Raw genomic sequence first — 17,039 nt, 5'->3', positions numbered from 1 at the left:
GTTGCTCGGCCCGGACGGGCGAAGCGCCCGTCCCCCACACGGGCAAACCCACGCAGGCCTGGGACTGGAGAGCTACACCTGTGCGCGTCATCTGGAGGGCGGGATGAAGAAGAATCAGAAGCATTCGTTGACTCACGACCAAATTGTGCGGCTGCATCTTCTGGAGCTGCTTGAGGGTGGAGGAGCGCATGCCAGGTTAGAGGATGCGATCAAGGAATTGCCGCCGAAGTTGCGCGGAGCAAAGCCGGAGAATTTTCCGCATTCGCCGTGGATGGTGCTGGAGCACTTGCGGATCGCGCAGTGGGACATTCTGGAGTTCAGCCGCAATGAGAAGCACGCTTCTCCGAAATGGCCTGACGATTATTGGCCGAAGACGGAGGTTCCGCCGACCGCCGCGGCGTGGAATAAAAGTGTGCAGCAGTTTCGGCGTGATTTGAAAGCAATGCAGAAGCTGGTCGCGAATCCGAAGACCGATTTGTACGCACGGATTCCTTGGGGAGATGGGCAGACGATTTTGCGGGAGGCGCTGCTGATGGCCGATCACAACGCGTATCACGTGGCGCAGCTAGTGGATGTGCGGCGGATGCTGGGAGCCTGGAAGGGGTAAATCGCCCAAAGCTTGCCCGCCGCATGCCTGCGCTCCGCCATCTAAAGCCGCCTTCTCAGTTTGCCGATAGCAGCTACGGGGGAGACTCAGCTCCGCGAAACTCGCGAGGCCGCCTTCCGAGAGGATAAAGCCCGGCATGGCCAGTATTTGCGCTCTCATCGTGGACGATTCCTCAGTAATGCGAAAAATTGTGGAACGGTCACTCCGCCAGGCGGGGCTGAACCTGTCCGAGGTAGTCGAGGCCAGTAATGGCGCCGAAGCGCTTGCCGCCGTGCAGAAGCACAAAGTCGACCTTATTCTTTGCGACATTAACATGCCTGTGATGGATGGCCTCGAGTTCGTCAAACAACTGTCCGGCCTCGATATTGCCAAGCCGATTCCAGTGGTGATGATCACGACCGAGGGCAGCGAAGGACACGTCGTGCAGGCGCTCGCGGCCGGGGCTCGCGGATACATTCGCAAGCCCTTTACCCCGGACCAGGTCAAAGAACACGTGCTTCCCGTCTTGCAGGCAAGACCGTGAACCCACCTCGTCCGGCTCTGCCCACCAGTGCGCGACATGAGTACTGGCTTCCGACTCTCGAACTCGCCGCGAAGGAAGTCTTCGACCTGATGCTGGCCTGCCCGCTTCACAGCACGACTGAATCACTTTTCGAGGATGCCTTTGAAATTGCGTCCATAGTGGGATTGGCGGGAGAATTGTGCGGCATCTTGAGTCTGCGGTGCAGTTCAAAATCGGCCGCGCGCATGGCCTCCCAGATGCTCGGCATCGATGCCGAGCAAGCCGGACCGGAAATGTGGGATGCCGTCGGCGAGATCTGCAACATGGTGGCGGGAAACTTCAAAAACAAGATTGCCGGCTTGGGCGATGGCTGCATGTTGTCGGTTCCCACCGTAATCACGGGCGCAGAATACCGCTTTCATTCCATGGTCAGCGAACAAGTACGCGCTGTCCTGTTGTTTGAAGGAGAGCCGATCGTGTTCTCGCTTGAGATTCACAGCTAGCCTTCAGAGCTAGACCTGTTCGTTTTGGCCCACCTCCGATAGGCCGGAATACTTTGCCGAGCCCTCGGCGAGTTGCCCGGCAGAATGTTCTCTCCTCCACCTTCGCATCCGGTCTGGAGAATCCGATGCTCTGATTGCCTTCTTCGTCTTCAATCGATTGAGTTGCCCGCAGACATTTTCCCGCTCTCATCAGGAGTGGAGCACGGCGTGCTTCGAATCAGTCACAGGTACAACAATTATGGACAGTGGCTACTATGCAGCTTGCGCCGGACTCGCCGCTCAGACTCAGGCGCTTGAATTAGTCGCGAATAATCTGGCCAATCTCGGCACCGCCGGCTATCGCGGCCAGCAGGCAACCTTCCGCTCGCTGATGGCCGGTGGCGGACCGGTGGCGTGGAATCCGCTGAATGCCGCGGTCAACGACTTCGGTGTGCTCGGGGCCAGCCGGGTGGATCGCACTTCGGGAAGTCTGGCCGCCACCGGCAATCCGCTCGACTTGGCGGTCGCAGGCGCTGGTTTTTTCGCCATCCAGTCGGCGCAAGGAATTGTCTACACCCGCAATGGCGGGTTTCACGCTACTCCCACGGGACAGTTGATGACAGCCCAGGGAGACGCCGTCCTGGGCGAGCAAGGGCCGATTATTCTCCCGAACGGCGCCGTCGCGGTCAGCGCGGACGGAACGGTTTCGGTCGATGGCAACGTAGTCGCCACCTTGCGCCTCGCCGAGTTTGCGCCAGATACCAGCCTGACGGCGCTTGGCAACGCTCTCTACGCAGCGCCTCCAGGTTCGGCTTTGGCGCCAGCGTCTTCCTCGGTTCGCCAAGGCATGATTGAGAATTCCAACGTCAGCGCAGTCGAGGGTGCGGTCGAGTTGATCGTCATTCAGCGCAACGCCGAAATGATGCAGCGGGCGCTGACCTTATTCGACAGCCAGCTCAATCAGACCGCGGCGCAGGATTTGCCGCGCGTCAGCTGAAGCGGAGCGAAGGTGAATTGCGAGAAGGTGATTGAAAGAAGGGAACGACAACCATGATTCGCGCGCTTTATACCGCCGCCAGTGGCATGATGGCCCAGGAAACCAACCTCGACAACGTCGCCAACAACCTGGCGAACTCGAGCACCGCCGGTTTCCGCCGGCGGCGCATTCAGTTCGAAGATCTGATTTATCAGACTCTGGTCATGCCTGGCGCGGCGGCGTCGCAGCAAACCACCCTGGTGGCCGGACTGCAAGTCGGCCTGGGCACGCGCACCGCCGCGTCCGAGGTCATTCAGTTGCAGGGCGACTTCAGTCAGACAGGAAATCCGCTCGACCTGACCATTCAAGGGCAGGGATTTTTTCAAGTCCTTCTCCCCGATGGACAAACCGCCTACACGCGCGCCGGCAGTTTTCACCTGGATGCCCAAGGCAATCTGGTTACCCAGGATGGCAATGCGGTGCAGCCGTCGATCACCATCCCTCCCGGCGCAACATCGGTGACCGTCGCCCAGGATGGAACCATCAGCGTGACCTTGACCGGCCAAACCGCCGCCCAGCAGGTGGGATCGCTGCAACTGGCTCTGTTCAACAATCCTGGAGGCCTCAACAGTACCGGCAGCAACCTTTTTCTGGCTACTACGGCTTCCGGCGATCCCATCGTCGGAACCGCGGGGGGCAGCGAGGGGCTGGGAACCATTCAACAGGGAATGCTCGAGCAATCCAACGTCAGCGTGGTCGATGAGTTTGTTCAGATGATCGTCGCGCAGCGCTCCTATGAAGCCAATTCGCGTGTAGTCAACGCAGCCGATCAGATGTTGCAGGACATCAACTCGCTCGGGCGGTAGCGGGGACGGGGAACCGCTCGCTAGCGAAGATGCGTCCGCGAAGAGAAGACGCGAAGAGAAGACGCGAAGAGAAGAATAGATAGTCGATTAACGGCCGTTAACGATCGGGGCGAAATATTGCTATTCCACAATCTTGGTTACTGCATGCATTTCTTTTCTTCGAGCCCACGAATTCGGGTCCTCGCCGTCCTCGCCGGATTTTCACTTCTTCCCGGCCTGGCTTCCGCTGAGCCGGACTGCAACGCAACAGTCCGGGCGAATGTGGAGGTTGGCAGTGGCGAATTCTCTCTGGCCGATCTTTTGACGGAAGACGCCTGCCCGCCGTTACTGCGCGCAGCCGCTCTGGTGCACCTCGGCCGCGCGCCTTTCGCCGGCAGCGTGCGGGTCTTCGACGGCGACGAAATCCGCAGCCTTCTGCGCCAAACCGTAACCGGCGATGACCATGGCACGAAAGGATCCATTGGGATGCCTGGTCGAGAGCCGATCCCCGCACGAATTCCCCAGCGAGTAACGGTCCGGCGCGCCGGCGCGCGGGCATCGTGCGCTGAAATTAGCCGCGGGATGTTTGCGCCGGCAGGTCCGGTTTCGCAGAGTTCGGGTTCGTCGGGTTCAGTTTCGCCAAGCCAATCAGTTTTCCAGGAAATGCTTTCAGGGACAATCGCTTGCGGCGGAACGGCCCGGATTGCGCAGGGAACTCCACTCGAATTTATCCGGACGGTTTGGGATGCCGCGCTCGAGAGTTGGGAGATTTCCGTGCGCTGTGTTCATCCCACCGACTGCGTCCCCTTTCTCGTTCGCGTGCCGGGGCGCGATTCATTGGCGGAGATGGCGTCGTCCAGACGGCGCCCTAGCTCAATTGCTGCCACAGACCGCACCGCCGGGAAGCCTTTGGGCGCAGAACTGGTGCGTCCCGGACAAAACGTCAGCTTGCTCTGGGATCAGGATGGGATTCGCGTGCTGGTTCCCGCCGTTTGCCTCGATCGCGGCGGCGAGGGCGCACAGGTGCGCGCCCGCATCGGGCGCGGTGGGCGCACCGTGCCGGCCATCGTCGTCGGAGCCGGCGAGTTACGCTCTGCTTCCTGAGAATCGTTGGAGAAGATCTTCGTTCGAGAAGATCTTCGTTCGAGAAAGGTCAATCGATGCCGAGCCTTCGCAACCGAATCGCCGCCCTCTTGGCCGGAGCGGCGATTGTTGTCTCTGCCGCCAGCACATCGGCGAAGACCAAAAATGCAAATGCCAAACGCGATAGCTTAGCCGACTATTTGCAGCGCGTCTCCGCCAAGGCTCCCGACCTCGTCCCCAATACAACGGGCAGCCTTTGGATCGATAGCGGACGGCTGGCCAACATGGCGGCCGACTACAAAGCCTCCCGGGTGGGCGATCTGGTGACTATCAACGTGACCCAGAACCTTTCGGCTACCAGTTCGGGGGATGTTTCGACCAACCGCAGCTTTAGCGCCAGCTCCGGAATCGCCGCCCTACCCGGACAACTGAAGACCACCGGCGTGGCCAATCTGTTTTCGCCGAGTTCGACCCAGGCGCTCGCCGGAAAAGCCGCCGCCGACTCCACTACTTCTCTGAGCACGACGCTCACTGGCCGCGTAGCCGCGATATTGCCCACCGGAACCCTGGTGGTCGAGGCCGAACGCCAGATCCTGATGAACAACCAGCACGAAACCGTCATTCTTCGCGGCCTGGTGCGCCCGGGCGATCTCGATGCGACCAACACCGTGGCTTCCAACAGTGTTGGTGATCTCGAGATTGAGGTTAAGGGCAAAGGCATTATCAGCGAAGGCACGCGGCCGCCCAACCTGATCCTGAAATGGATTCTGCGGATCGTGGGTTTCTAGGCCCACATGAGTTTCAGGTGATGTCGGGTTTTTACTTAAGAGATTTCCAGGAGAACGCATGATGCCCTGGCGCTTGGTTTCGAGAATTATCATGGTGGCCATCCTGGTGACAGGCTTGGCTGGGGCGGAAAACGTTCCTCCGAAAGTATTGATCCGCGACGTGGCCACGGTGGAGGGAGTGCGCGAGAACTCGCTGATCGGCTATGGACTGGTGGTGGGACTCAAAGGGACCGGCGACAAACAGCAGACGTACTTCACGGTGCAGACTCTGGCCAGCATTCTCGCCCGCATGGGCGTGCAGATTCCTTCCACCGTGCTGCAATCCACGGTGCAGGTCAAAAATGTCGCCGCCGTGTTTGTTACGGCAACCTTGCCGCCTTTCTCCCCGCCCGGCATGCCTCTCGACGTCATGGTCTCCTCCGTAGGAGACGCCCGCAGCCTCGAAGGCGGACTACTGCTGCTCACCCCGCTCTATGCCGCTGACGGCCAAGTTTACGCCGCCGCCCAGGGGCCCGTGGTGCTGGGAGGATTCACGGCCGGTTCGGCGGCTAATTCCAAACAGGTAAACCATCCTACCGTGGGCCGCGTTCCCTCCGGCGGATTCGTGGAACGCGACAGCGGCATCGATCTCAGCAAACTGCCGCAGATCACGCTAGTGCTCAATAACGCCGACTTTACCACTGCCGAACACGTCGCCAGCGTCATCAACCGGGACTGGGTCATGCCCGTCGCCACCGTGGTCGACAGCCGGCGGGTCGCAATCAGTATCTCGGCGGTGGGTGCGATGCCGGTCCCGGCCCTGCTGGCCCGCATCGAGAACCTCGAAGTCGAAGTACGGCGCCGCGCCAAGGTCGTGGTCAATGAGCGCACCGGCACCGTGGTCTTGGGCAAAGATGTGCGCCTCGGAGCTGTTTCGATTCTCCACGGCAACTTCTCGATCGAGGTCACGACCGCCTACGCCGTCTCGCAGCCGAATCCTCTCGGCAGCGGCCAGACCGAAGTCGTTCCCCAAACCAAGCTCAATGCCACTGACGCTCCGGCCCGCAATGTCGAACTCAGCGAAGGCGCCAGCGTCGAGCAGTTAGTCACTCGCCTGCAAGCCATCGGAGCCACCGCTCGCGATGTGGTTTCGATCCTGCAGGCGATCAAAGCGGCGGGAGCGCTCGAAGCCGAACTGGAGGTTATCTGATGTCGTCGATTCAACCCGCTTCCGTGACCGCGCTTCCGCCTGATTTGGCGACCACCGCGAAACTGCCGGGCCGGGGTGCGAATGCCGCCCGCGAGTTTGAGGCCAACCTGATCGGCTCACTTTTGGAGTCCATGGAAAAGACCTTAGCGGCCCTTCCTGGCGAAAGCACCCTGCCGGGGGGCGACGATTACAACTATCTCGGAAGCCAGGCTCTGGCCGAAGGATTGGCGGCTCGTGGAGGCTTCGGGATCGCGGCCATGATTTCCCGTCACCTGACGGCGCACGAAGGTAATAGCTGATCCCGTTATCGGGGCTTGCAAAAAGCCTCCGAACCGCAAGCTAAAGTTTTCGCAACCCTTGCCGATAGAACAAGATGACGGCTGCGAAAAGATTTATCCGGCCGCCGGTTGCGGACAGAATTAAAGTCTTTTCATTCTCTGCCGATACTTAAATTGCAAGGGATTTCAACAGAATCGCCCCGAGATGAGGGGCCGGAAAGAAGATTCAAGGTCGGAAAGAAAAGAAGATCAAGGGTCGGAAAGAAAAGAAGATCAAGGGTCGGAAAGAAAATAGACCGGACAGAAGAGAACCGGCAAGAAGGGGCCATCATGAGAATCGATCCCAATCACGCACCGCAACTATCCGAATCCAATCGCAGCACCGCACCGAGCTCCGCCGCGACCGTGCCCGCATCTGGCAGTGCAGCCCTTGGCGGCGAAGATCAAGCGCAGCTTTCCGGAGCGCACGCGCAGGTTCAGGCGCTGGCGGCCCAGGCCTCGCAACTTCCAGAAATCCGCGAAGGGCGTGTCCAATCTCTGCGCCAAGCAGTTCAGAGCGGGCTCTATCAATTAAGCCCGGAAAAGACCGCGTCGGCTGTCTTTGATCACTTGCTTGCGGCCTCGGCCGCCTGATTGGGTCACGCCACTGGTCGTAACTTATGGATAGCGAGATGTGGATCACAACCATGTGGATAGCGACGATACGGACAGAACATCATGGATAGCGGCAGCTTATCGATGAATCCTTCCCTCGATGGGCTCGCGGCGGCCGCTTCCGGGGTGCGTGCAGCCAATGGGGGCACGGCGAATCAAGATGCCGAAGAGAAAGGGCGACAGCGTCGCCGTCCCCGCATCGAGAATTTTGACGGCTTGGGCTTTTCCGAAAGCAACGCCGAAATCGCCGACCAGCCCTCGCACCAACTCGACGATCTCGCTTGAATACGATCTGATCTGAAGACAGTCTGGCCTGACTATGACCCCAAACCTCCTCGACGCTGACTCACGGGCATCGACGCAATTGAAGCCTGGCAGAAGCGTCGAAATCGCCGCGGCCTGCCAGGCAATTTTGGCGGATCTCGAAGCCAGCCTAAAGACGAGCCAACTGGCCTTACTTGGGCGCGATGCCTCTGCTCTTGCGGAGTGCACCCGCGAACAAATTCGCTTGCAGCGGTCTCTGGACATGCTGTGGCCGCGCAATGGCAAAGCGTCCTGCGATGTCGGATTCGATTTTTCGCTTATTCCCGGATTGCGCGCGGCGGTCGCGCGCGTGCTTCACCTGGGGCGAGTACAAGCCGCACTGCTGGCTCGAGCCCAGTGCTGGCTAAGCACACTTTCGAATCTGTTAGCTGGCCCTGCGGCGAACTACGCTCCGCCCCGAGGCCACTGGATGGCGATGGCTTCGACTCCGGCGTCGAATACTTCCGGCTGCGTGAAGGGCAGCGCGGCTTTGATGGCGGAGGGGCTTCCATGTCAGGACTGAATGCCGCCCTCGCGACCGCTCTCAGCGGCCTGACCGCCGAGCAAGGAGCGCTCCAGGCCACCACGAACAATGTCGCCAACGCGAACACTCCCGGCTATTCGCGGGAAGTTCCCATCCTTGTCGCCAGCGATCCCGTAGTCATCGATCCGCTCACCTTTGGCACTGGCGTTACTCTGCAATCGATCGAAAGCGTGCGCGACCCCATCCTTGAATCCCGCATCCAGCAGGAGACTCAAACTCAAGGACAGTTAAGCTCCCTCGTATCGGCCCTGTCGCAAACTCAGGTCGGCTTTACCAGCAGCAGCGGCGACATTGGCACGGCGATTTCCAGCTTCTTCGCCAGCATCAACCAGCTCTCAACCAGTCCCGCGGACCTGTCGCTGCGCCAAGGCGTGCTGACGGCGGCCGATAACCTGGCCAGCGCCTTCAACGTTACGGCCAACAATCTGACGACGCAGAGCTCCAGTCTCAACGGCGACGTCGAGCAAGCCGTCGGACAGATCAATCAATTGACCCAGCAAATTGCCCAGCTCAATGGTCAGATCAGCGACCTGCAAACCGCCGGGCAAAGTGCCGGAACGTTCATCGACCAGCGCACCCAGGCGATCGACCAGCTCTCTGCCCTGGTCGATGTCTCCGTCATCCCTACCAACAACACCCTGACGCTGACCACGGCCAACGGAATTCCACTGGTCTCAGGAGAGCAGAGCTTCCAGCTCTCCACCCAGCCCGATGCCTCCGGCATTCAGCATATTTTTTCGCAAGGTAACGACATCACATCCACCATCGCTTCCGGACAGCTTGGCGGATTGCTGCAAGCCCGCGACACTCAAATCCCCGCGTTCCAAAACCAGCTCGACACTTTGGCCGCGGGCCTTGCCAACGCCGTCAATGGCGTCCAAGATGCCGGGTACGACCTGAATGGCAATCTTGGCACGAATCTATTCACTCCTCCACCCTCGTCGGGCGCCGGAGCAGCCGCCAACCTTTCTGTGGCCATCACCGATCCCACCCTGATCGCCGCCAGTTCCGACGGCACCACCGGCAGCAATGGCAATGCCGAAGCCCTGTATGCCCTGAACAACCAGCCCGTCATCAGCGGCCAAACTCCCACCGGCTACTACTCCAACCTGGTATTTGACGTGGGCAATGCCACCGCGAACGCGACCGCGGAACAAACGGCCTCCAGTCAGGTCTTGCAGCAGTTGAACGATCAGCGTGCCTCGATTTCCGGCGTCTCTTTAGATCAGGAAGCTGCCAACATGGTGCAGTATCAGCAGGCTTACTCGGCTTCCGCCCAAATCGTTACCACCATCAACGACATGATGTACGCCGTCATTCAAATGACGACCTTAACCGGATAAACAAGATTGGATAACCCAGCATGCGAGTCAATCCCAATCCGCTTCCCGACCTGCTCGCCGCTCTTGGCCAGAACCAGCAGTTCATTAACACCGACCTCGAAGAAATTTCTTCGGGACAGAGCGTCAACGCCCCTTCCGACAATCCTGCGGCGGCCGCCTCTCTGGTCGAGAATGCGGCTCAAACCTCGCAGACCGATCAATTCCTGCGCAGCAGCGGCAGCGTGCTCGGAGAGCTGCAAACTGCCGATTCCACGCTGAACAGTGTGACCACCGTGCTCGAACGGGCCATTACCCTCGGCACCGAGGGGGCCAATGGCACGGTGAGCGACTCCGATCGGGCAGCCATTGCGGCCGAGGTGCAGGGAATTCAATCGCAGTTAGTCAGCCTGGCCAATCTTTCTTATCAGGGGAGCTATGTTTTTGCCGGGACTGCGACGCAGACCGCTCCCTACGTTCTCGATCCCAACAGTTCTTCCGGCGTCACCTATGTCGGTAATGCCAACACCAACAGCCTCACTGTAGGCAATGATTTCAAGGTGCAGACCAACCTACCCGGTTCGCAGCTGTTCTCCAGCTCCGGGAACGATGTTTTTCAGGCCATTCAAGATCTCATCACCAACCTACAAAGCGGCAACTCCGCCGGTATCAGCACCGCGGTCGGCGAACTCAATACAGCCTCCAATTACGTCGATCAGCAGCGCGTCTTCTACGGCAACGGAATCAACCAACTCGATTCGCAGCAAACTTTCCTGAACGCTCAGACCACGCAACTGGCGCAGCAGCAGAACACCATCGGTGGCGCCGATCTGACCAGCGTCATCGGCAATCTCGAAAGCGAGCAGACCTCACGTCAAGCGACGCTCGAAGCCATTGCTCAGACGCAGCAAAACAATCTTTTTACTTACATCAAGTAGCAGCATCCCCGAAGCAGCCCCCGGCGCGGAGCGAGCGTCAGTTTCGTCTGAGGGCAAACGAGCCTAACCACGGAAGTGGGAATTTTCCAATTTACCTTCGTGTCTTTAGTGGGTTAAGCTCCGGCAACTTCGACGGCAGTGGCGAGGCTCGCAAGGATCACAACGTCTGGCGCGAACGCCGAGCCCATTCTGCAGCGCCCTCTACCCGCGCCCGTTCCTGTTCCAGGCGGGCTCGCTCCCGCAGCAGCGCGGCGTGCATCGAAGGCAGCAGCGCGCGCAGGCATTCCACATTCTTCCGATACTCACTCAGTTCCTCTTCCAGATCCGTATCTCTGTCCTCGGGCAAGATGCGTAACCATTCCCCGACCCGCATCAGTTCCGATAACAGTCCGGCCATCTGCTGAGGAGTGGCAGGGAGCGGCGCCTGGGCTGGACCGGCACCGGTATCCAGAGTGTCTAGCAATGAACGCAGCCGCGCATTGGTTTCGTGAATATTTTGAGCAACTGGAGTGGGAAAGAGCGTTGGCATCAGGCGTTCCATTCTGTGGAAAGATGACTATCCGGCTCCGGCTGAAGCTGCCCAGGCTGGGCGTGACCTGGCCTTGTTTGATCCAGTTTCGTTTCGCCCAGCTTGGTTTGGCCCGGTTTCATTTGATCCGGTTCCGTTTGGCCCAGTTCCGATTGATGCGTTTCCGACCTGCCCGCGCCCGTTGCAGTCCCCGCCGGCTGCGCCCGTTCTACCTCGCACCAGGCCTGGTGTACTTGCATGAGAAATGAAATCTGCCGCTCCAGTTCCGCCGCAGATTGTCGGCACTGGGCATCGACCAGGCTGGCGCGCACCTGGTTGTAGAAACGCTCCAGGTTGATCGCCACCATCCCGCCTTGATCCTTATCGAGCGATGACTGGAGATGGGCGATGACCAAAATGGCATGGTTAATCTCACGCGTGCGCGCCTCAATGTCTCCGCGTCCATGGGCAGCCAGAGCGCGTCTCAAGTCTTCGACCGCCTGCTCGTATAACAGAATCACGAGCCGTACTGGACTCGCGCCCGGAACTGCCGCTTTGCGATAGGACAATCGTGCATTCATGAAGGGAAGACCTAATGTTCAAAATTCCGACTTAAAGTCCCGACGTAAGAGTAGGCGACGACGAACTCGTGCTGCTCCCGCCGGTTCCAAGCGTGCCGAGAGTCGAAGTGATCTCCTGCAACAACAGCGGATAAGCCTGCAACGAGGCGTTGACTTGATCGAATTGCGTGGTCAGCGATGTCTGCTCGGCCGTCAGCTGGGTCTGAAAGTTGGTGATGGTGTTGGTCAGATCCTGTTGCTGCGCGGCGTTCTGGCTCAGATCCACATTGATAGGACCAGCCGTAAGATCGGTCAAACCGGTCAGATCGGTATTGAAGTTATTGGCGAAGCCCGTTGCCGATGAATTCTGAAAGAAGTTTTCGAGCGCCGAAGGATTTGAGGCCAACACGCTGTTCAGTTGTGTGGAATCAACCGTGAGCGTGCCGTCATTGTTCGTGTTAATGCCAAGCGAGGCCAGATTCACGTACCCGCTGTTGCCGGAGATCGCATAGGCCGCATCCGACAGCAGGCTGGATTGCAATTCCCCTAGCGAACCATCCGTTCCCAGCGGACCCAGGCTGTTAGTCGAAGAGTTGACGGTGAACTCCTGATTGATATCCCCGATCACCTGGTTGTACGCCGAAACGAAATTGTTAATGGCATTCGTAATTTGCGTCGTATTGGCGCCGACCGTGAGCTGCACAGGAGTGCCAGGATCGGCGCCCGCCAGATTCAGCGTGACTCCGGGCAGGGCTCCAGTAATCGTGTTGCTCGCGCTGCTGTACGGAACTCCGTCAATCGTTAAGGACGCATTCGCGCCGCCCGAAGGCGCATTGAAATTCAGGCTGGTATTGTTGCTGGTGATGGCCAATGCTCCGGCGCTGCCCGTGGATTGGCTGACTAACGCAAGTGTGGCGCCGTTGGCATCCGTCACCACGCTGGCCTGGACTCCCCAGTTTTGCGCGTTGATGTAGGTGGCCAGCGTGTTGAGCGTGTCATTGCTGCCCGCGGTAATGTTGATGGCCTGGGTCGTGCCGCCACTGCCGCCGATCTGCAAATCGATTTCTCCGCTGCTCGCTCCGCTCGGCAAAATCGACGCAGCAGCCCCGCCGGCAAAGTCATTGCTGTAAACCAACCCCGGAGTCGCCAGATTGTCGACCACAATCTGATGCGTTCCCGCAGTGGCGGCCGAAGTGGTGGTTGCTGTCAACACCCCGCTATCGGAAGACGTTGCCGTTAGCGTTGTTAGCACACCCAAAGGGTCCGACAAAGCCTGTACGGCTGTTTGCAGATTGCTAAGATCGCCGTTCACGATCGTCAGATCGCTGGACTGCGACTGTAGCGTCGCCAACTCATTCTGCCATCCGGTGAGCTGGCCGCTGGTTTCGCTGATGACCTGTTGCACCAGGGAGGATACGTCGATTCCCTGTCCGTTTAACAAAGTGGCCGGACTTAAGCTAATCCCCATACGTGTCGTCTCCTTTGTCCGCCGTCGGCGAATCGCTCGCCGTCGCCCGCACTTTGGCCTCTTGTTGCAGGTTCTGATCGATGGCGCGGGTTAGAGCTAACATTTGGGAACTCGGAACCTGCAAAATCACGTCGCCGGATCGGTCCAGGTACCGGATCACGATTTCGCCGTTGGTCTCACTGTCCCGCTGCACTTGAACTTCATCTTGCGGCTCTGCGGGCGGGGCCGAAACATTCCCCGCTCGGATAGCTTCTGCTTTCGGCGAAACTCCCGAATCCAGGGCAGATGCCGTCCTCTCCGCTGCCGAAGGCGATGGCACTGCACGATGCCCGCTGCCCGCCGATGGCCCGTCTGCCGCGGGCCCGACTGCTGGTACCGGATTGATGCTCATAGCGAGCTCCCTTCCGGAGAACGTGCGTCAGAGAAACGTAAAGAGAAAATGCAGGGGAGCCGGTTGCCGCCCCCCTGAGTTTTAAGTTATTGCAACAGCTTTAAAACCAGTTGCTGCTGCTGGTTGGCCTGGGCCAGAGCCGAAATGCCGGTTTGTTCCAGAATCGAGTACTTCGTCAAGTTCGCCACCGCGGTCGGAATGTCCGCAGCGGTGATCGTGTTCTCTGCCGAAGTCAGGTTCGTGACCTGGTTGCTGATCACATTGCTGGCGCTCTGCAAGCGGTTGACGACCGCGCCAATCTGGCCGCGAGTTGAGGCCACGGTCTGAATCGCCGTGTTAATGGACTCTAATGCGGCCTGGGCATCCGTCGCAGTCAACAGATCCGATGTCGTGCCGGTCGTGAAGGTCGTGCCGCCAGTCTGCACGAAGGCAAATTCGGCGCCCCTCCCTACTGTACTCGCGATGTTTGCACCGCCCAGAGCTTGGCCGGCCGCCGTCGCGGTAAAAGTGACGCTGTTGCCCGAAGCGGCTGCGGTTGCGTCGGGGTTCGAGTTAGGACCCGACAGGGTAGCATCGGCCTGATAGAGCGTCCCGGCGCCGGTGCCGCCATTCACGGCCGCCGCCAAATTGGCCAACGTATTTTGCAGCGCGGTCACCGGATCGGAACTTCCGTCGATTGCTACTGCAACTGCGGTCTGCGTGGCTCCGGTGGGAGCGGCCGCCAGAGTGGCCGCGGATTCGAACGTGTAGGTCGTTCCCCCAATCGTGATGTTGTCGCCAGCCGTCACCGCGCCGTTGGCGGCCAGCGTCGCGCCCGCGCCCGTACCCAATAGCCCTTGCGCGGTCAATGCTCCGACGTTGGCGGTGATGAAGTTGCTCGCCTGGGATGTGTTGCCGGTGCCATCGCTGATGTAGATCGAGGTCGGATTCGAAGTAAACACCTGGGTTCCGTTGAAGTTGGTGTTGGACCCGATCCGATTGATTTCAGTCTGAATCTGCTGATACTCAGCATCGAGCGCCTGCCGCTGCTGAGTGGATATGGTTCCGTTGGCCGACTCCGTAGCCAGGGTAACGGCGCGGTTCAATAACGTGGACACCTGTGCCAGCGATCCGTCGGCCACTTGCAGGGCGCCGATTCCGTCATTGGCGTTATTGGCCGATTGTGAAAGAGCGCTAATGTTGGCCTGCAATCCATTTGCGATCGCAAGACCCGCGGCGTCGTCGGCGCCGCTATTGATGCGCGACCCGGAGGACAGTTGCAACAGTACATTGTTCAACGCGTTGTTGGTTATCGTCAGATTATTTTCCGACGAGAGAGACGCAATATTGTTCAGGATTCCAATGGGCATTGTGAGCCACCTTCTCCGTTGAATTTTTCGTTCGGTTCTCCTGAGTCTCTTTTCGAAGCGATGAGTCTTTTCTCAAGAATGTTCTGCGAACTTCTCGCTTGCTTTTAGGCGCTCGCCGAACCCCGAATTTACTTCCTGTCCATCGGCAAATTGCAGGACTGCTTTAGTCGTGCGTGCCATTTCAGAATCTTCGCTCTCGCATCCGCAGGTAATCTCACTCCTAAACTATTGCTTTCCCTCGCCGATGTTCCGCTCAGGGAGGCGTGTATCGCCTCGCGTTGGAACTAGAAAGCGCGGCAATCCATGATTCAGCTCACACGCCTCAACAACAAACCCCTCATCGTGAATTCCGACCTGATCAAGTTCGTGGAGCAGTCTCCCGACACGGTTGTCACTTTGATCACCGGGGAAAAAATCGTCGTGCTCGAAAAAATCGACGAACTCCTAACCCGCATCATCGCCTTTCGGCGCTCGGTTTTGCAGGGCCTCTCACTCCACTGGGATTCCGCTTCTTCGCACGCGCTGATTTCCAGATCCCCCGCGCCGGGCAGCCCTGAGCCGGAGAAGTAAGCGTGGATAAATCCAGCGTCATCGGAATTGTCCTCGCCGTCGGCGGAATCCTGGCCGGGCTTTTGATCGAAGGCGGTAATCTTGGCCAGATCGTCCAGCCCACCGCCGCCATGATCGTCTTTGGAGGTACCATCGGAGCCGTAATGTTGCAATTCCCTCTGTCCGTCGTCTTACAGGCGATGCGCCGTTTCGGCTCTGTTTTCATCGCGCCTAGTGAGAATCCCAAGGAAACGATCGATCGCCTGGTCGGATTCGCGCAGAAAGCGCGGCGGGAAGGCATTGTCTCCCTCGATGCCATCCTGAATGAGATTGAAGATCCCTTCCTGAAGAAATCCCTCATGCTTGCAGTCGACGGCACCGAGCCCGAAGAGCTGCGCAAAATCCTGGAGCTGGAACTCGATAATCAAGCAGAGTACGAAGAGCAAGTTCCCCAGGTATTTGAATCGGCCGGCGGCTTTGCGCCTACCGTCGGCATCATCGGCGCAGTGCTCGGACTGATTCAAGTCATGCAGCACCTCGATAAGATCGATGAGGTCGGTCGCGGCATCGCAGTGGCCTTCGTCGCTACTATCTATGGAGTGGCCTCCGCCAATCTTCTCTACCTCCCGGTCGCGGGTAAGATGAAACTCCGCATCCGCGAAGAGCAGATCACTCGTGAGATGACGCTCGAAGGGGTGGCTTCGATCCTCGAAGGCATGAATCCCCACATGCTCGAAACTAAATTACTGGGTTTCCTGGTGGAGTCGAGCAAGTCCGGCAATACCGAGGGTGAGGAGCGATGAGCCGCCGCAAACGGGCCCGTCCCCACGCCAACCATGAGCGCTGGCTCGTCTCCTACGCTGACTTCATTACCCTGCTGTTCGCTTTCTTCGTTGTGCTTTACGCTTCGGCGCAAGTCGATCAACGCAAAGTCGGCCGCCTCGCGCTGGCGATACAGGTCGCTTTTCAGGAACTCGGCGTCTTTCCCGCCTCCACCACCGAGGTTCCAATCGACATGAACGACCCCATGCCCTTCAGCACCGTGCAGGCCATTGCGAATGCAAAGCGCAATACCGATCTTGGCCGCGTCTCTTCGCCTCCAGACGATTCCCTCGCCGCCGCTGCGGAAGAGTCCAGTCTGTCCACTTTGCAGACCGAACTCCAGCAGGCCTTGCAAAGCGAGATCGCCCAACACAGCGTCGCTTTGCACCGCGAGACCGAAGGCCTGGTCATCAGCTTGCGCGAGTTCGGCTTCTTCGACAGCGGGTCGGCGGCTTTGAAGACATCGGCTCTGCCGGCCCTGGATCGCATCGCCTCCATCCTCGCCATCCGCATCTGCCGGCTTCGCATCGAAGGGCACACCGACAACGTTCCCATTCACACCGCACAAATGGCCTCCAACTGGGAGCTCTCCACCGCCCGCTCGACCGAACTGGTCCGTCTTTTGATCCTGCGCTACGGCTTTCCTCCTCAGCGTTTAGCGGCTGCCGGATTTGCCGAATATCACCCCATCGCCAGTAACAGCACAGCGCAAGGTCGAGCCCAGAACCGCCGCGTCGATATCGTTATCCTCAGCAATAGCTTGACGAGCACCGTCGCGCCCGCTCGCCTCCGGCAGTAATTAATTAAAGTTGCCTCTCGCTTCGCCGATGGAATGGATAGTTGCGTCCCGCAATTCGGCAAAGATTCGCTTCAGCGTGAGCGTA

At 59.1% G+C, this 17,039-nt stretch carries 22 protein-coding genes; 17 read left to right on the top strand and 5 right to left on the bottom strand.

Annotated elements, in window-relative coordinates; genetic code table 11:
- Positions 1–103: 103 nt before the first annotated feature.
- From VGM18_02695 to flgL, 14 genes are all read left to right on the top strand, one after another.
- Positions 104–607, top strand: a complete 504-nt coding sequence (locus VGM18_02695; protein ID HEY3971882.1) for a DinB family protein — start codon at positions 104–106, stop codon at positions 605–607.
- A gap of 136 nt (positions 608–743) precedes the next feature.
- The gene (locus tag VGM18_02690) at positions 744–1,130 is read left to right on the top strand and encodes a response regulator (GenBank protein HEY3971881.1); all 387 of its coding nucleotides are present in this window, start codon (positions 744–746) and stop codon (positions 1,128–1,130) included.
- Positions 1,127–1,612 (top strand): chemotaxis protein CheX, encoded by a 486-nt coding sequence (locus VGM18_02685; GenBank protein ID HEY3971880.1) that lies wholly within the window; start codon positions 1,127–1,129, stop codon positions 1,610–1,612. Before VGM18_02690 ends, VGM18_02685 begins: the two co-directional genes overlap by 4 nt.
- 238 nt (positions 1,613–1,850) lie before the next feature.
- On the top strand, positions 1,851–2,588 hold the full coding sequence (locus VGM18_02680; GenBank protein ID HEY3971879.1) for a flagellar hook-basal body protein: 738 nt from the start codon (positions 1,851–1,853) through the stop codon (positions 2,586–2,588).
- 53 nt (positions 2,589–2,641) lie between these two features.
- On the top strand, positions 2,642–3,433 hold the full coding sequence (gene flgG, locus VGM18_02675; GenBank protein ID HEY3971878.1) for a flagellar basal-body rod protein FlgG: 792 nt from the start codon (positions 2,642–2,644) through the stop codon (positions 3,431–3,433).
- A gap of 144 nt (positions 3,434–3,577) precedes the next feature.
- Positions 3,578–4,516 (top strand): flagella basal body P-ring formation protein FlgA, encoded by a 939-nt coding sequence (locus VGM18_02670; protein ID HEY3971877.1) that lies wholly within the window; start codon positions 3,578–3,580, stop codon positions 4,514–4,516.
- 56 nt (positions 4,517–4,572) lie between these two features.
- Positions 4,573–5,283: a flagellar basal body L-ring protein FlgH gene (locus VGM18_02665; protein ID HEY3971876.1), complete on the top strand. Its 711-nt coding sequence runs from the start codon at positions 4,573–4,575 to the stop codon at positions 5,281–5,283.
- 58 nt (positions 5,284–5,341) lie between these two features.
- Positions 5,342–6,472 carry a flagellar basal body P-ring protein FlgI gene (locus VGM18_02660; protein ID HEY3971875.1) on the top strand — a complete coding sequence of 377 codons (1,131 nt, stop codon included), beginning with the start codon at positions 5,342–5,344 and terminating at the stop codon, positions 6,470–6,472.
- The gene (locus VGM18_02655; GenBank protein HEY3971874.1) at positions 6,472–6,771 is read left to right on the top strand and encodes a hypothetical protein; all 300 of its coding nucleotides are present in this window, start codon (positions 6,472–6,474) and stop codon (positions 6,769–6,771) included. Before VGM18_02660 ends, VGM18_02655 begins: the two co-directional genes overlap by 1 nt.
- A gap of 108 nt (positions 6,772–6,879) precedes the next feature.
- Positions 6,880–7,383 (top strand): flagellar biosynthesis anti-sigma factor FlgM, encoded by a 504-nt coding sequence (gene flgM, locus VGM18_02650; protein ID HEY3971873.1) that lies wholly within the window; start codon positions 6,880–6,882, stop codon positions 7,381–7,383.
- A gap of 84 nt (positions 7,384–7,467) precedes the next feature.
- On the top strand, positions 7,468–7,689 hold the full coding sequence (locus VGM18_02645) for a hypothetical protein (protein ID HEY3971872.1): 222 nt from the start codon (positions 7,468–7,470) through the stop codon (positions 7,687–7,689).
- A 34-nt stretch (positions 7,690–7,723) separates the two neighbouring features.
- The gene (locus VGM18_02640) at positions 7,724–8,230 is read left to right on the top strand and encodes a hypothetical protein (protein ID HEY3971871.1); all 507 of its coding nucleotides are present in this window, start codon (positions 7,724–7,726) and stop codon (positions 8,228–8,230) included.
- Positions 8,218–9,594, top strand: coding sequence for a flagellar hook-associated protein FlgK (gene flgK, locus VGM18_02635; GenBank protein HEY3971870.1), 1,377 nt, complete (start codon positions 8,218–8,220; stop codon positions 9,592–9,594). Before VGM18_02640 ends, flgK begins: the two co-directional genes overlap by 13 nt.
- Positions 9,595–9,614: 20 nt before the next feature.
- Positions 9,615–10,508 carry a flagellar hook-associated protein FlgL gene (gene flgL / locus VGM18_02630; protein ID HEY3971869.1) on the top strand — a complete coding sequence of 298 codons (894 nt, stop codon included), beginning with the start codon at positions 9,615–9,617 and terminating at the stop codon, positions 10,506–10,508.
- A 157-nt stretch (positions 10,509–10,665) separates the two neighbouring features.
- On the opposite strand, the gene VGM18_02625 is transcribed toward flgL, so the two are convergent.
- From VGM18_02625 to VGM18_02605, 5 genes are all read right to left on the bottom strand, one after another.
- Positions 10,666–11,037: a hypothetical protein gene (locus VGM18_02625; protein ID HEY3971868.1), complete on the bottom strand. Its 372-nt coding sequence runs from the start codon at positions 11,035–11,037 to the stop codon at positions 10,666–10,668.
- Complete coding sequence (locus VGM18_02620; protein ID HEY3971867.1) at positions 11,037–11,597, bottom strand: flagellar export chaperone FliS; 561 nt, start codon at positions 11,595–11,597, stop codon at positions 11,037–11,039. Before VGM18_02620 ends, VGM18_02625 begins: the two co-directional genes overlap by 1 nt.
- Positions 11,598–11,628: 31 nt before the next feature.
- Positions 11,629–13,044 carry a flagellar filament capping protein FliD gene (gene fliD, locus VGM18_02615; GenBank protein ID HEY3971866.1) on the bottom strand — a complete coding sequence of 472 codons (1,416 nt, stop codon included), beginning with the start codon at positions 13,042–13,044 and terminating at the stop codon, positions 11,629–11,631.
- Positions 13,034–13,435 (bottom strand): hypothetical protein, encoded by a 402-nt coding sequence (locus VGM18_02610; GenBank protein HEY3971865.1) that lies wholly within the window; start codon positions 13,433–13,435, stop codon positions 13,034–13,036. The genes fliD and VGM18_02610 overlap by 11 nt, the downstream gene beginning before the upstream one ends.
- Positions 13,436–13,521: 86 nt before the next feature.
- Positions 13,522–14,784 (bottom strand): flagellin, encoded by a 1,263-nt coding sequence (locus VGM18_02605; protein ID HEY3971864.1) that lies wholly within the window; start codon positions 14,782–14,784, stop codon positions 13,522–13,524.
- A 303-nt stretch (positions 14,785–15,087) separates the two neighbouring features.
- Between VGM18_02605 and VGM18_02600 the strand changes: the two genes are divergently transcribed.
- From VGM18_02600 to VGM18_02590, 3 genes are read left to right on the top strand one after another with little or no spacing between them, the layout of a single operon-like run.
- Positions 15,088–15,354, top strand: a complete 267-nt coding sequence (locus VGM18_02600; GenBank protein ID HEY3971863.1) for a flagellar FlbD family protein — start codon at positions 15,088–15,090, stop codon at positions 15,352–15,354.
- A gap of 2 nt (positions 15,355–15,356) precedes the next feature.
- Positions 15,357–16,136 carry a flagellar motor protein gene (locus tag VGM18_02595; GenBank protein HEY3971862.1) on the top strand — a complete coding sequence of 260 codons (780 nt, stop codon included), beginning with the start codon at positions 15,357–15,359 and terminating at the stop codon, positions 16,134–16,136.
- Positions 16,133–16,954, top strand: coding sequence for a flagellar motor protein MotB (locus VGM18_02590; GenBank protein ID HEY3971861.1), 822 nt, complete (start codon positions 16,133–16,135; stop codon positions 16,952–16,954). Before VGM18_02595 ends, VGM18_02590 begins: the two co-directional genes overlap by 4 nt.
- Positions 16,955–17,039 lie beyond the last annotated feature (85 nt).

This window comes from Candidatus Sulfotelmatobacter sp., assembly GCA_036500765.1.
Lineage (GTDB): Bacteria > Acidobacteriota > Terriglobia > Terriglobales > Acidobacteriaceae > Sulfotelmatobacter.
This window is presented reverse-complemented; position numbering and strand designations above follow the sequence as displayed.